At 68.1% G+C, this 13711-nt stretch carries 10 protein-coding genes and 1 tRNA gene; 4 read left to right on the top strand and 7 right to left on the bottom strand.

Translation table 11 applies throughout. The features are described 5' to 3' along the window. Positions 1 to 44: 44 nt before the first annotated feature. Positions 45 to 473, top strand: coding sequence for a hotdog fold thioesterase (locus CQ042_RS13570; protein ID WP_105670981.1), 429 nt, complete (start codon positions 45 to 47; stop codon positions 471 to 473). Here the strand turns inward: CQ042_RS13570 and CQ042_RS13565 are convergent. Both CQ042_RS13565 and CQ042_RS13560 read right to left on the bottom strand, forming a co-directional pair. After that, positions 448 to 1023: a GNAT family N-acetyltransferase gene (locus tag CQ042_RS13565; protein ID WP_105670980.1), complete on the bottom strand. Its 576-nt coding sequence runs from the start codon at positions 1021 to 1023 to the stop codon at positions 448 to 450. The two genes, CQ042_RS13570 and CQ042_RS13565, sit on opposite strands and share 26 nt — an antisense overlap. A gap of 2 nt (positions 1024 to 1025) precedes the next feature. Further along, entirely contained in the window at positions 1026 to 1646 is a 621-nt protein-coding gene (locus CQ042_RS13560) for an ANTAR domain-containing response regulator (protein WP_017830602.1), read from the bottom strand. Between the two features lie 101 nt (positions 1647 to 1747). Here CQ042_RS13560 and CQ042_RS13555 point away from each other — a divergent pair. The 3 genes from CQ042_RS13555 to CQ042_RS13540 all read left to right on the top strand — a co-directional run bounded on the left by CQ042_RS13555 (position 1748) and on the right by CQ042_RS13540 (position 4255). Continuing rightward, positions 1748 to 1833, top strand: a tRNA-Leu gene (locus tag CQ042_RS13555). A 291-nt stretch (positions 1834 to 2124) separates the two neighbouring features. Beyond that, positions 2125 to 2934, top strand: coding sequence for a hypothetical protein (locus tag CQ042_RS20305; RefSeq protein ID WP_146115398.1), 810 nt, complete (start codon positions 2125 to 2127; stop codon positions 2932 to 2934). 61 nt (positions 2935 to 2995) lie between these two features. Then, complete coding sequence (locus CQ042_RS13540; RefSeq protein ID WP_105670978.1) at positions 2996 to 4255, top strand: alpha/beta fold hydrolase; 1260 nt, start codon at positions 2996 to 2998, stop codon at positions 4253 to 4255. 4 nt (positions 4256 to 4259) lie between these two features. Here the strand turns inward: CQ042_RS13540 and CQ042_RS13535 are convergent, their stop codons facing one another. The 5 genes from CQ042_RS13535 to lgt all read right to left on the bottom strand — a co-directional run bounded on the left by CQ042_RS13535 (position 4260) and on the right by lgt (position 13704). Then, positions 4260 to 4916 carry a triacylglycerol lipase gene (locus CQ042_RS13535; protein WP_181157568.1) on the bottom strand — a complete coding sequence of 219 codons (657 nt, stop codon included), beginning with the start codon at positions 4914 to 4916 and terminating at the stop codon, positions 4260 to 4262. A gap of 109 nt (positions 4917 to 5025) precedes the next feature. Continuing rightward, the gene (pyk, locus tag CQ042_RS13530) at positions 5026 to 6474 is read right to left on the bottom strand and encodes a pyruvate kinase (RefSeq protein ID WP_105670977.1); all 1449 of its coding nucleotides are present in this window, start codon (positions 6472 to 6474) and stop codon (positions 5026 to 5028) included. 57 nt (positions 6475 to 6531) lie between these two features. Beyond that, positions 6532 to 7998 (bottom strand): glutamate synthase subunit beta, encoded by a 1467-nt coding sequence (locus tag CQ042_RS13525; protein ID WP_105670976.1) that lies wholly within the window; start codon positions 7996 to 7998, stop codon positions 6532 to 6534. Then, complete coding sequence (gene gltB, locus CQ042_RS13520; RefSeq protein ID WP_105671000.1) at positions 7991 to 12514, bottom strand: glutamate synthase large subunit; 4524 nt, start codon at positions 12512 to 12514, stop codon at positions 7991 to 7993. The genes CQ042_RS13525 and gltB overlap by 8 nt, the downstream gene beginning before the upstream one ends. Before the next feature lie 143 nt (positions 12515 to 12657). Further along, positions 12658 to 13704 (bottom strand): prolipoprotein diacylglyceryl transferase, encoded by a 1047-nt coding sequence (gene lgt, locus CQ042_RS13515; RefSeq protein ID WP_105670975.1) that lies wholly within the window; start codon positions 13702 to 13704, stop codon positions 12658 to 12660. Positions 13705 to 13711 lie beyond the last annotated feature (7 nt).

Genomic DNA, 13711 nt, shown 5'->3' with positions numbered 1-13711 from the left:
CTGTCAGCCTAACGAGGACGACGGACACCCGCTGAGGAGGATGCATGAGCGATGTCGCGATGAGCGAGGGACTCGACTGGGCGACAGCCCGCGGAATGGGTGCTCTGGCCGAGAAGATGGGCATGGAGTTCGTCGAGTTCAGCGTGGAGCGCTGCGTCGCGACCATGCCGGTGGAGGGCAACACCCAGCCGGTCGGACTCATGCACGGGGGCGCCTACGTGGTGCTCGGGGAATCCCTCGGATCGATGGCGGCGAATCTGCACGCCGGTGGCGGCCGACTCGCCGTCGGGGTCGACATCAACGCGACGCACACCCGTTCGGCGACGTCGGGCGTCGTCACGGGAGTGTGCACGCCGGTGCACCTGGGGCGGAGCATCACGGTGCACGAGATCGTGGTGACCGACGATCAGGGGCGCCGCTGCTCCACGATCCGCATCACCAACATGATCAAGGACCTTCCCGCCGCGAGCTGAGCGGTTCCTCCAGCAGGCGCTGGAACAGCAGGTGGTCCTGCCACTCCCCTGCGATGCGGAGGTATTTCGGTGCCAGCCCGATGCGCTCGAAGCCGTTGCCGAGCAGCACGCGCTGGGACCCGACGTTGTGCAGCAGCGTCGCGGCCTGGAGACGATGCAACCGCAGCTCCGCGCGGGAGTGCTCGGCGATCTGCGCGACGGCGCGGCTCGCGAGCCCCCGATGCAGGCGGGAGGCATCGACCCAGTATCCGAGGTCGGCGCTCCAGAACGCCCCGCGGACGATGTTGTTGATGTTCATGCGCCCGCGGATCTCACCGTCGTCCGACTCGATCACGAACCGGACGCTGCGCCCGGCGGTCGCGTCGTCCACGCACTGCTGCGCGTGCTGCTCCTGCGACGTGACGCTGAAGAACGCCTCGGTGCGCGTCGGCTCCCACGGCGCGAGGTGCTCGCGATTGGCGAGGTACGCCCGTGCGAGGGCAGCGCCGTCACCGAGGCGGACCGGCCGCAGGATGTGCTCGGCATCGAGCCGGAGGACCCCGGCGCTCACCGCTACTTCTTGGGGGCGAGCTGCTCGATGATCGCCTTGGCGACATCCTGCATCGTCAGACGGCGGTCCATGGACGCCTTCTGGATCCAACGGAACGCCTCGGGCTCGCTGAGGCCCATCTTCTCGTTGAGCAGGCCCTTCGCCCGGTCGACGAGCTTGCGGGTCTCGAAGCGCTCGACCATGTCGGCGACCTCGGCCTCGAGCGTGATGATCTGCTCGTGGCGGGCCAGCGCGATCTCGATCGCCGGCAGGAGGTCGTTCGGCGTGAAAGGCTTCACGACGTACGCGAGCGCACCGGCCTCGCTCGCACGCTCGACGAGCTCCTTCTGGCTGAACGCCGTGAGGAGAACCACCGGTGCGATGTTGCCCTTGTGCAGCTTCTCCGCGGCGCTGATGCCGTCGAGCTGAGGCATCTTGACGTCCATGATGACCAGGTCGGGGCGCAGCTCGGTCGCCAGAGCGACCGCGGTCTCTCCATCACCGGCCTCACCGACGACATCGAAGCCGTTGTCGCGGAGGATCTCGACGATGTCGAGACGGATCAGCGACTCATCTTCGGCGACGACGACGCGTCGGGGTGCGGATGACGTGGGCTGCTCAGCCTGCTCTTCTTGCTCTGTCACACAACCATCCTAGTGGAGTGCCCCTGTCTGCAGGCCGTGCGCCGTCGGCCCGGATGATCGCGTCCTCTCCCCTGCGCTAAAGTCGTAGACGCGACACACGAGCCGGCGTGGCGGAATGGCAGACGCGGAGCACTCAAAATGCTTTGTCCGAAAGGGCGTGTGGGTTCGAGTCCCACCGCCGGCACCAGAACCTGAATCGAGACCCGCTGATCACCGCGGTGTGCACGGGTTCCGCCGTGCTCTCGGCGGCCGGCCCCCTCGACGGCTCCCGTGCGACGTCGAACAAGAAGGCTCGTCGGGACCTCGTCGTCCGGAGACATGCGCTCTGCGAATCGTCGAACCTGTCTCGGGAGGAATCGGCCGGCGTGCGGAGCGTTCTGAGCCCCGGCCGCCCCGCTAACGTGGATCCGTCCCCTCCTGTCTCAGCGAAAGCTGACCTTCCCCCTCTGCGCCCTGGCGCAGTGAAGATCGGACCCCGATGCTCACCAAGAAGCGGAGAACCGCACTTCTCATCGCGGGCGCCACCGCGGTCGTCCTCACCGCGGTGGCGATCACCGCGGCCGGTGTCGCGAGCGCAGAGGCCGCAGAGACGGAGCGCCTGTGCACCGTGTCGACCGAGCGCGCCGCGACGACCACGGCGGCGGCGGGGGGCTCGTTGTCTGCCGCTGACGAGGCCCTCGCCGCCGTCCAGGTGCTCGATCTGCCCGACACCGATGGCTGGACGAGTGCGGCGTATGCCGATCGTGGGGGCGCGGACGCCGTTCAGGCCACGGAGACGGCCCCCGCCGTTGCCGCACGCCCGAGCGCCGCAGAGCTGACAACGGCGGTGACGGACGCACGCACGGCGCTCGACGACATCGTCATTCCGACGACGTGCGACGCACGCGATGAGGCTGCGGACATCGTCGCCTCGTCGAAGGTCGCTGACACGGCCATCGAGACGTTGAACGAGCATGTGGCTGTGCTCGCGGCGGACTTCGCCGCCTTCCAGGTCGCGGAGACAGCGCGTATCGCGGCGGAGATCGAGGCTGCGCGCATCGCCGCGGAACAGGAGGCCGCCCGACTCGCTGCGGAGGAGGCCGAGCGCCAGAGGGCTGCAGAGGAAGCCGCACGTCGGCAGGCCCGGTCGAACAACGACGGTGGCACGGGCGACAAGGGAAGCTCGAACCCGTCGTCGTCGGGCGGCTCCAAGCCCTCGGGCCCGCCCCCGGGAGGGCAGGTGGGCGACGGCAACAACAACGGCGTGTCCGTATGCGACAACGGCATGGGCGGCACGCGGCCCTGCTGACGCCTCGTTCTGCGCGAGGAAGCCCTCCCGCAGACGGGTGCGCGTGCACTAGACAGTCCTTATGCACAACGGCGACGCACCGCCGGCGGCACACGCCCGGCGCCCGCGGCGCCGTCGACGCGCCCTGCTCGTCATCGCCGCCGTCCTCGTCGCAGCACTCGCCCTCCTCGCCGTCGAAGTGGCGCGCAGGACCAGCGCCGAGCAGGACGATGTGCGAACGGACCCGGCGTTCTATGCGCTCCCCGCTCCCCTCCCCACGGGGGAACCGGGATCGATCATCCGCCTTCAGCCGATCGCGAGCGCTCCGGTCGGCACCAAGGCATGGCGGGTGATCTATCACTCGCGCGATCTGGCGGACGAGGACATCGCCGTGTCGGGCGTCGTGATCGTCCCGGACACACCGGCACCCGACGAAGGTCGCGCCGTCGTCTCCTGGGCGCACCCGACCACCGGCGCGGCGCCCCGATGCGCTCCCTCCCTCGGATTGGATCCGTTCGAATACATCGAAGGCATGCACGAGCTGCTCGCCGAGGGGTATGCCATCGCCGCGACCGACTATCCGGGGCTCGGCGTCGACGGTCCTTCGTCTTACCTGCTCGGCATCCCCGAATCCCACAGCGTGCTCGACGTGGTGCGTGCCGCACGGCACATCGACGCGGCCGAGGTGAGCGAGCGGGTGGTGCTGTGGGGGCATTCCCAGGGCGGGCAGGCCGCTCTCTTCGCCGCCGAGCGCGCATCCGTGTACGCGCCGGAGCTGAAACTGGAGGGCGTCGCCGTGGCCGCACCTGCGGCGAACCTGAACGCGCTGATGACCGACGACATCGTGAATCTCTCCGGCGTCACGATCGCCTCCTTCGCGATCCCGGCATACGAAGCGGCCTACGCGGATCGGTACACGTCTGCCGAGATCACCGGAATCCTCACCCCCGCGGGGCTCTCGGCCACACCCGATATGGCGGCGCTGTGCCTGCTCACGCAGAACGAAGAGCTGCACGCGATCGCCGATCCGCTCGTCGGCGGGTACGTGACGAGTGACCCGGCCACCACCGAACCCTGGCAGACGCTGCTCCAGGAGAACAGCGCAGGGCACAGCCCGATCACGGTACCCGTCTTCGTCGGGCAGGGCGAGGCCGACGAACTCGTGCTGCCGAGCGCCACCGAGGGCTACGTGAACCTGCTCTGCTCGCAGAAGGCGGACGTGACCTTCCGCCGCTACCCCGGGGTCACGCACGGCCTCGCCGCCTACGCCGCGCTGCCCGACCTGCTCCTCTGGCTCCCGACGCTCCACGGAGAGCGCCCTCCGGCGGACGGCTGCCGGTGATCCGTCATTCGGCGAGCACCGCCAGCTCGGCGAGGACGCGCGGATGCGCGAGGATCCGGAAATGCCCGCCGGTGTCGAGACGGACGTTCTTCGCGCCGGCCAGTTCACTGCCCTCGGGGATGTGCGGGTCGAACGCGGCGTAGACCGACACGATGCGCTCGTTGACCGTCAGCTGCTGAGCGAGGCTCACGATCGCGGGATCGTCCGGGGAGAACTCGCGGAGCGTGCGGGAGAGCATCAGACGGGCGTAGCGCGACCCGCCGAAAGGCGTCGCGATCGCGAGCATCGCACGCACTCGCGCGGCCGCCGGGCCGGTCATGACGACCTTTCCCGCGAGACCGCCCTTGCTGTGCGCCACCAGGATCACGTCGGTGAGATCGTGCGCTTCGAGGAACTCCGCGACACTGTGAGCCATGTCGACCACGGGACGCTGATTCCGGTGCAGCGTGTCGACGACGTGAACCGGATGTCCGCGGGCATGCAGGGCGACGACGAGCGGCTGCAGGAACTTCCAGGTCTCATACACGCCGGGCAGGACCACGATGTGCATGGCGCCCCCCGAAGTGAAGGATGCGGGGTCGGTGCGGTCGAACAACGCCCGAAGCTGCCAGTACCCCGCGTAGGCGTAGTCGGCGATCCACCATCCCGCTTTCCTCAGCACGCCGATGACGTGCTCCTCGGACGACGGTGTGAACGCATGGGTGAAAACTACCGGATCGGCACGACGAAGGGGGCGAGACCGAAGTCCCACCCCCTCTGTACGCTGCGTGTCAGACGCCGGCCTTGTAGATCGGTGCTGCGCCGCGGATCGCATCGCCGACCTTGTGCACGCGAAGGTCGTTCGTCGATCCGACGATTCCGGGAGGGGAACCGGAGATCACGACGACCTTGTCCCCTTCGGCGGCGAGTCCGTTGCCGAGCAGATACTCATCGACCTGGTGATACATCAGGTCGGTGTGCTGGACCATGTCGACCAGGGTCGAGCGGATGCCCCACGTGAGCGCCATCCGACGACGGATGCCGGGCTCCGGCGTGAAGGCGATCATCGGGATGCGCGAGCGCAGACGCGAGAGACGACGAGCGGAGTCGCCCGACTGCGTGAACACGCAGAGGAACTTGGCGTCGACGAACTCGGCGACCTCCAGGGCGGCGAGGGTGATCGCTCCACCCTGGGTGCGGGGCTTGGTCGTGAGCGGCGCGATGCGCTCCAGGCCGTGCTCCTCGGTCGACTCGATGATGCGGGCCATGGTCTCGACGACCACGACGGGGTAGTCGCCGACGCTGGTCTCGCCCGAGAGCATCACCGCATCTGCGCCGTCGAGCACCGCATTCGCGACATCCGAGGTTTCGGCACGCGTCGGCACGGGGCTGTTGATCATCGATTCGAGCATCTGCGTCGCGACGATGACGGGCTTCGCCATGCGACGGGCGATCTCCACCGCGCGCTTCTGCACGATCGGCACCGCCTCGAGCGGCAGCTCGACGCCCAGGTCGCCACGGGCGACCATGATCGCATCGAACGCGTCGACGATCTCCTCGAGGGCGTCGACGGCCTGCGGCTTCTCCACCTTCGCGATCACCGGGACCTTCACGCCCTCTTCGGCCATGATCTCGTGCACGCGGGTGACGTCGGATGCGTTGCGCACGAACGACAGGGCGATCAGGTCGGCACCGATGCGCAGGCCCCAGCGGAGGTCGTCCTCGTCCTTCTCGCTCAGTGCGGGGACGTTGACGGCGACGCCAGGCAGGTTGATGCCCTTGTTGTTGGAGACGGCGCCGGCGACGATGACCTTGGTGGTGACGGTGACGCCGTCGGTCTCGACGACCTCGACGCGGACCTTGCCGTCGTCGATCAGGAGGAAGTCACCGGGCTTGACGTCCTGCGGCAGACCCTTGAAGGTCGTTCCGGAGATGTCCTTGTTGCCGAGGATGTCTTCGGTGGTGATCTTGAAGATGTCGCCCTTGGCGAGCTCGTACGGGCCGCCTTCGAACTTGCCGAGGCGGATCTTCGGACCCTGCAGGTCGACGAGGATGGCGACCGGGCGACCGGCATCCTCGGCAGCACGACGCACGTTGGCGTAGTTGTTCTCATGCACGGAGTAGTCGCCGTGGCTGAGGTTCAGTCGCGCGACATCCACCCCCGCATCGATCAGTGCGCGCACCGTCTCGTAGGTGGAGGTGGCGGGGCCCAAGGTGGCGACGATTTTCGCGCGTCTCAACAGATACTCCAGGGTAGAAATGGGGGATGTAAATCAGGCGACGGTGCCGGCCTCAGCCTACGCGGGCTGGAGACCGATCGCGACATCGCTCGGACGCACCGGCTCGGGAAGAACGGTGGTGCCCATCAGGAACCGGTCGACGTTCGCGGCAGCTGCGCGCCCCTCGGCGATGGCCCAGACGATGAGCGACTGTCCACGACCGGCGTCGCCGGCCACGAACACGCCAGGCACCGTCGACTCGTACGAGGAGTCGCGGCGGAAGGATCCGCGGTCGGTCACCTGAGGAAGCGTGTCCTCGGTGTAACCGCCCTGGTCGGGACCCGTGAACCCCATCGCGATCAGGATGAGGTCGGCCGGGATCTCCCGCTCGGTGCCGCTCTTGGGCACGCGGCGTCCGTCGATGTACTCGGTCTCGGCGACGCGGAGCGCACGCACCTCGCCGACGTCGTTTCCGAGGAACTCGACGGTCGACGCCAGGAAGACCCGCTCGCCGCCCTCTTCGTGTGCGGATGACACCTCGAAGAGAGTCGGCATCATCGGCCACGGCTGGTGGTCGGGGCGGGTGTCGCCGGGCTGTGTGCCGATCGCGAGGTTGGTGACGCTGAGCGCGCCCTGGCGATGAGCGGTGCCGATGCAGTCCGCACCGGTGTCGCCGCCGCCGATCACGATGACGTGCTTGCCCTCGGCGCTGATCTGGTCGGGAACCTTGTCCCCTGCGACGACATGGTTCGACTCCACCAGATACTCCATGGCGAAGTGCACGCCGTCGAGGTCGCGTCCGGGAATCGCGAGGTCGCGCGGCACCGTGGATCCGGTGGCGATGACGACCGCGTCGTAGCGCGCACGCAGGTCGGGCCAGGAGATGTCCTTGCCGATCTCGACACCCGCACGGAAGCGTGTGCCCTCCTCCTGCATCTGCCGGAGACGGGACTCGAGCTGGGTCTTCTCCATCTTGAAGTCCGGGATGCCGTAGCGGAGCAGGCCGCCGATGCGGTCGTCGCGCTCGAAGACCGCGACGGTGTGCCCGGCACGGGTGAGCTGCTGCGCGGCGGCGAGACCCGCGGGTCCCGATCCGACGACCGCGACCGTCTTGCCCGTCAAGCGCTCCGGCGGCTCCGGCTCGACCCAGCCCTTCGCGAACGCCTCGTCGATGATCGAGACCTCGATCTGCTTGATCGTCACGGCCGGCTGGTTGATGCCCAGCACGCACGAGCTCTCGCACGGCGCGGGGCACAGGCGGCCGGTGAACTCCGGGAAGTTGTTGGTGGCGTGCAGACGCTCGATCGCGGCACGTCCCTCGCCCCGCCAGGTCAGATCGTTCCACTCCGGGATCAGGTTGCCGAGCGGGCACCCCTGGTGGCAGAACGGCACGCCGCAGTCCATGCAGCGCCCGGCCTGACGGCGCAGCACCTGCTTGTCGCCGGGCTCATAGACCTCTTTCCAGTCCATGATGCGCACAGGCACCGGACGTCGTGCGGGAAGCTCCCGCTCGGTCACCTTCAGAAAGCCTTTGGGGTCAGCCACCGGTCACCTCCAGGATGCGGTTCCACACGATGTCGCCGTCGGGGTCGATCCCCTCGGCCAGCGCCTCCTCGCGCATGCTCCGCACGGCGGCGAAGTCACGAGGCAGCACCTTCACGAACTCTGCAGCAGTCTCCTCGAAGCGCTCGAGGAGCGCGGATGCCAGCGGAGAGGCCGTGCGTTCGACGTGCGCGACGAGCAGGCTGCGCAGCACCTCGAGGTCCGCACGATCGAGCGGTTCGAGCAGCAGCTCTCCGCTGCCGAGCGACTGCGCGTTCACATTGCTCGTGTCGAGCGCGTGCACGTAGGCCACTCCCCCGGACATGCCGGCGCCGAAGTTGCGTCCGGTGGAGCCGAGGATCACGGCCAGGCCGCCGGTCATGTACTCGAGCGCGTGGTCGCCCACGCCCTCGACGACCGCGGTCGCGCCCGAGTTGCGGACGAGGAAGCGCTCGCCAACGACACCGGAGATGAACATCGTCCCGGACGTCGCGCCGTAGCCGATCACATTGCCGGCGATGACGTTCTCGTGCGGAGCGATGGCCGAGCCCCGCGGCGGACGGATCGTGATGTCACCGCCGGAGAGGCCCTTTCCGACGTAGTCGTTCGCGTCGCCCTCCAGACGGAGCACGATCCCCGGCGGCAGGAACGCGCCGAGGGATTGCCCGGCCGTGCCGTGCAGCGTGACATCGATGGTCCCCTGCGGGAGGCCCGCGGCGCCGTGCCGAGAGGTCACCTGGTGACCCAGCATCGTGCCGACGGCGCGCTCGGTGTTGGCGATGGGCAGCTCGACGACGACGGGTTCGCCGTTGAGCAGCGCGCCCTTCGCGATGTCGATCAGCTGCACGTCGAAGTGCTTCTCGAGCTCGTGGTCCTGCGTGCGGCCACTGCGACGAGGCTCGCCGGCGGGGAACACCGGGCCTTCGAGCACGGGACTGAGGTCGAGCCCCTCGGCCTTCCAGTGCTCCACGGCGGCGTTCGCCTCGATGAGGTCGGCGCGGCCGACGATCTCATCCAGAGAACGGAACCCGAGTTCGGCGAGGAGCTCGCGCACCTCTTCGGCGATGAACTCCATGAAGTTCACGACGAACTCCGGCTTGCCGGTGAACCGTTCCCGAAGGACCGGGTTCTGCGTGGCGACGCCCACCGGGCAGGTGTCGAGGTGGCACACGCGCATCATGATGCAGCCGCTGACGACGAGTGGCGCCGTCGCGAAGCCGAACTCCTCCGCTCCGAGCAGCGCGCCGATGATCACGTCGCGTCCGGTCTTGAGCTGACCGTCGACCTGCACGACGACGCGGTCGCGCATGCCGTTGAGCATGAGCGTCTGCTGCGTCTCGGCGAGTCCGAGCTCCCACGGCGTCCCCGCGTGCTTCAGCGAGTTGAGCGGGCTCGCGCCCGTTCCGCCGTCGTGGCCGGAGACGAGGATGACGTCGCTGAGCGCCTTGGCGACACCGGCCGACACCGCGCCGATACCGGACTGGCTCACCAGCTTGGTGTGGATGCGCGCCTCGGGGTTCGCCCGCTTCAGGTCGAAGATCAGCTGCTTCAGGTCTTCGATCGAGTAGATGTCGTGGTGAGGCGGCGGGGAGATGAGCCCGACGCCGGCCGTTGCATGCCGGGTGCGCGCCACCCACGGATACACCTTGGTCGGGGGCAGCTGGCCGCCCTCGCCGGGCTTCGCGCCCTGCGCGAGCTTGATCTGGATGTCCTCCGCCTCGGTGAGGTAGAGGCTCGTCACGCCGAACCGACCGGATGCGACCTGCTTAATGGCGCTCCGTCGTTCGGGGTCGACGAGGCGGTCGGGGTCTTCGCCGCCCTCACCGGTGTTCGATTTGCCGCCGATCCGGTTCATCGCGATGGCGAGTGTCTCGTGCGCTTCACGGGAGATCGAGCCGTAGCTCATCGCTCCGGTGGAGAAGCGCTTGACGATCGCGGACACCGGCTCGACCTCGTCCAGCGGGACCGGTTTGCGCGTGCCGGTGCGCAGCTGGAACAGGCCACGCAGAGTCTTCAGCTCGGCAGCCTGATCGTCGACGAGCTTCGTGTACTCGCGGAAGATGTCGTACCGTCGCGTGCGCGTCGAGTGCTGCAGCTTGAACACGGTCTCGGGATTGAACAGGTGCGGCGAGCCGTCACGACGCCACTGGTACTCGCCGCCGGTCCACAGCCGCTCGTGCGCCCGCGCCGCCGCGTCCTCCGGGTAGGCGTAGTCGTGACGCGCCTGGTTCTCGGCGAAGATCTCCTCGATGCCGATTCCGCCGAGCTTGGACTCGGTGCGGGTGAAGTAGGCGTCGATGAACTCCTGGCTGAGGCCGATCGCCTCGAACACCTGGGCGCCCGCATACGACGACACCGTGGAGATGCCCATCTTCGACATGATCTTGAGCACGCCCTTGCCGAGCGCGTAGATCAGGTTCTTGACGGCCTTCTCCGGCGTGATGCCGTTGATGTAGCCGGTGCGCACGAGGTGCTCGACCGTCTCCATCGCGAGATACGGGTTGACGGCGGAGGCGCCGTAGCCGATCAGCGTCGCGACATGATGCACCTCGCGCACGTCGCCGGCTTCGACGATGAGACCGACCTTCATGCGGATCTCGCGGCGGATGAGGTGGTGATGGATCGCCGAGACCATGAGCAGCGACGGGATGGGCGTCAGGTCCTTGTTCGAGTCGCGATCGGACAGGATCAGGAACTCGGCGCCGTTCTCGATCGCCTCGTCGACCTCGGCGCACATCTCCGTGAGACGGTCCTGCAACGTCTCGGGGCCCGCGTCGAAGTGATAGAGACCGCGGATGGTCGCGCTCGATCGGCCGGGCATCGCCTTGTCGATGTGGCGGATCTTCGCGAGCTCGTCGTTGTCGATCACCGGGAAGTCGAGCGAGACGGTGCGGGTGTGCTCGGGGCCCCAGGAGAGCAGGTTGCTCTCCGGCCCGAGGCCCAGCTTGAGGCTCGTGACGACCTCTTCACGGATCGAGTCCAGCGGCGGGTTCGTGACCTGCGCGAACTGCTGCGTGAAGTAGTCGAACAGCAGGCGCGGACGCTTGCTGAGCACGGCGATAGGCGTGTCCGATCCCATCGCCCCGAGCGGTTCGACACCCGTCTGGCCCATCGGGGTCAGGAGGATGCGCACCTCTTCCTCGGTGTAGCCGAACGTGCGCTGACGACGGGTGATCGAGGCCGGCGGGTGCACGATGTGCTCGCGCTCCGGGAGCTCGGCGAGCCGCACGGCGCCGGCATCGAGCCATTCCTGCCAGGGATGCATCGTGGAGAGATCGCGCTTGATCTCGCTGTCCTCGACGATGCGGCGCTGCGAGGTGTCGACCAGGAACATCTTGCCGGGCTGCAGGCGACCGCGGCGCTTGATGCGCTCCGGCTCGAACTGCAGCACACCGGTCTCCGACCCGATCACGACCAGACCGTCCGTGGTCTCCGTCCAGCGTCCAGGACGCAGACCGTTGCGGTCGAGCGTGGCGCCGACGAGCGTGCCGTCGGTGAAGATGAGCGCGGCCGGGCCGTCCCAGGGCTCCATCTGGTTGGAGTGGTACTCGTAGAACGAGCGCAGTTCCGGCGTGATGTCGGCCTGCTTCTCGTAGGCCTCCGGAACCATCATCATGATGGCGTGCGGCAGGCTCCGACCGGTCAGGGTCAGCAGCTCGAGGACCTCGTCGAACGACGCCGAGTCGCTCGCGCCGTCTGTGCAGATCGGGAGCAGCGGCGCGATGTCGCCGAGGAGCTCGGACTCGAGCTGAGACTGGCGGGCGCGCATCCAGTTGCGGTTGCCGCCGACCGTGTTGATCTCGCCGTTGTGCGCGAGCATGCGCAGGGGCTGTGCGAGCGGCCACGAGGGGAAGGTGTTCGTCGAGTAGCGGGAGTGCACCACCGCCAGCTCGGAGGCGAAGCGCTCATCCTGCAGGTCCGGGTAGAACGGCTCCAACTGCAGCGTGGTGACCATGCCCTTGTACCCGAGCGTACGGGCCGAGAGGGAGACGAAGTAAGCGCCGAGCTCGTGGCCGGCGCGCTTGCGCAGCCGGTAGGCGATCCGGTCGAGTGCGATGCCCGTGAGCGGAGCTTCGGTGTGCGTCGCTCCGCCGGCGCTGACGAACAGCTGCTCGAAGGCGGGACGCGCCTCATCGGCGAGCTTGCCGAGGTTCTCGTTCGCGGTGGGGACCTCGCGCCAGCCGAGGACCCGGAGTCCCTCGGAGCGGGCGATCTTCTCGATCCCGGCTTTCTGCTGGCGGCGCTCGCTGGAATCGCGGGGCAGGAATGCGAGCCCTGCCGCGTACTCCCCCACGGGCGGCAGTTCGAAGCCGACGACGGCGCGGAGGAATGCATCGGGCATCTGCGTCAGGATGCCGGCGCCGTCCCCGGTGCCCGCGTCCGAGCCGATGGCTCCGCGGTGCTCCAGGTTGCGCAGGGCCTCGAGGGCCAACGCGATGATGTCGTGCCCGGCTTCGCCGCGCAGGGTCGCGACCATGGCGAGGCCGCAGGCGTCCTTCTCGAACGCCGGGTTGTACATGCCCTGCTTCGGGGGGTAGGCGCCGGAGGCGCCGTAGGGTGGCTGGAAGTACACCAGTTACCGTCCTCAGATCTTCAGATGAAACCCGGGGACGACGTCGGCCCGCTCGTTCAGTGCAATGGTTCTCCCGCCACGAGATGGCGTTATCGGGAGCCGTCCTCGCTCGTGGGAGCGGTGCTTGTGGCCGTGGCTCCTGCGGTGACTTCGTCGGTCGGAGGCTCGCTCACATCCACGAAGTCAGAGGGATTGTTCTGCGATTGTACATCAGCGTCCGCATCCGCCCGTTCGCGACCGGGCTGGTAAGGCGACGGCTCGAGACCGGGGTGGCGCCGTGTCTGCACGATGAGGATCGCCAGTCCCACGAGGATGCCGATGATCGCCGCGAGGACGTTGCTGCGCAGCCCCAGGATGATCTCGCTCGGGTCGATGCGGATCGACTCCCAGACGACGCGTCCCGCGCTGTACCAGATCAGGTAGATCGCGAACAGGCGGCCCCACTGGAAGAAGAGCTTGCGGCCGAGCCAGAGGAGGACGATGACGCCGAGACCGTTCCAGAGCACCTCGTAGAGGAAGGTCGGGTGGAACAGCGTGCCCTCGGGGAGTCCCGGGGGGAACGCGCTGTTGGGCTGACCGTTCCACGGGTAGGTCGTCGGGATCTCGAGGCCCCACGGGAGGTCGGTCGGCAGACCGAAGAGCTCGTGGTTGAACCAGTTGCCGAAGCGTCCCATCGCCTGCGCGAGGAGCAGTCCCGGTGCGAGCGCATCCGCGAAGGTCCAGAAGCGGATGCCGGTCCAGCGGCATCCGAGATACGCGCCGACGGCACCGCCGATGAGCGCACCGAAGATCGCGATGCCGCCCTCCCAGACCGCCCAGACCGAGCCGGGCAGGAACGGGTTCCAGGTGTTCAGGCCCTCACCGAAGTAGTCGTTCGGGTGCGTGAGCACGTGGAAGATGCGCGCTCCGATGATCGCCAACGGGACGGCGAGGATCGAGATGTCGATCACGACCCACGGCTCCGCCCCGCGCTTCGTGAGGCGGCGGTTCGTCAGCAGTGTCGCTGCGACGATGCCCGCGATGATGCACAGCGCGTAGAAGTGGATCCGGACGACCCCGAAGTCGTAGTAGGAGACCGGGGGGCTCGGAATGCTGGCGAGCACATTCGTGAAGGTGCTGGGGAGCGCGAGTGACATGAGTGCG

Source organism: Microbacterium sp. MYb62 (assembly GCF_002979475.1).
GTDB lineage: Bacteria > Actinomycetota > Actinomycetes > Actinomycetales > Microbacteriaceae > Microbacterium.
Note: the sequence above shows the minus strand (reverse complement) of the source record. Positions and strands in the feature narration are given on the sequence as shown.

Bases quoted from the DNA above. Each gene is read 5' to 3' on its own strand.
- gltB (WP_105671000.1), bottom strand. From the start codon at position 12,514: ATGTACAACCCGGCGTTCGAGAAGGACGCCTGCGGCCTCGCCATGGTC.
- CQ042_RS13540 (WP_105670978.1), top strand. From the start codon at position 2,996: ATGCACAACGGCGACGCACCGCCGGCGGCACACGCCCGGCGCCCGCGG.
- CQ042_RS13570 (WP_105670981.1), top strand. From the start codon at position 45: ATGAGCGATGTCGCGATGAGCGAGGGACTCGACTGGGCGACAGCCCGC.
- CQ042_RS20305 (WP_146115398.1), top strand. From the start codon at position 2,125: ATGCTCACCAAGAAGCGGAGAACCGCACTTCTCATCGCGGGCGCCACC.
- lgt (WP_105670975.1), bottom strand. From the start codon at position 13,704: ATGTCACTCGCGCTCCCCAGCACCTTCACGAATGTGCTCGCCAGCATT.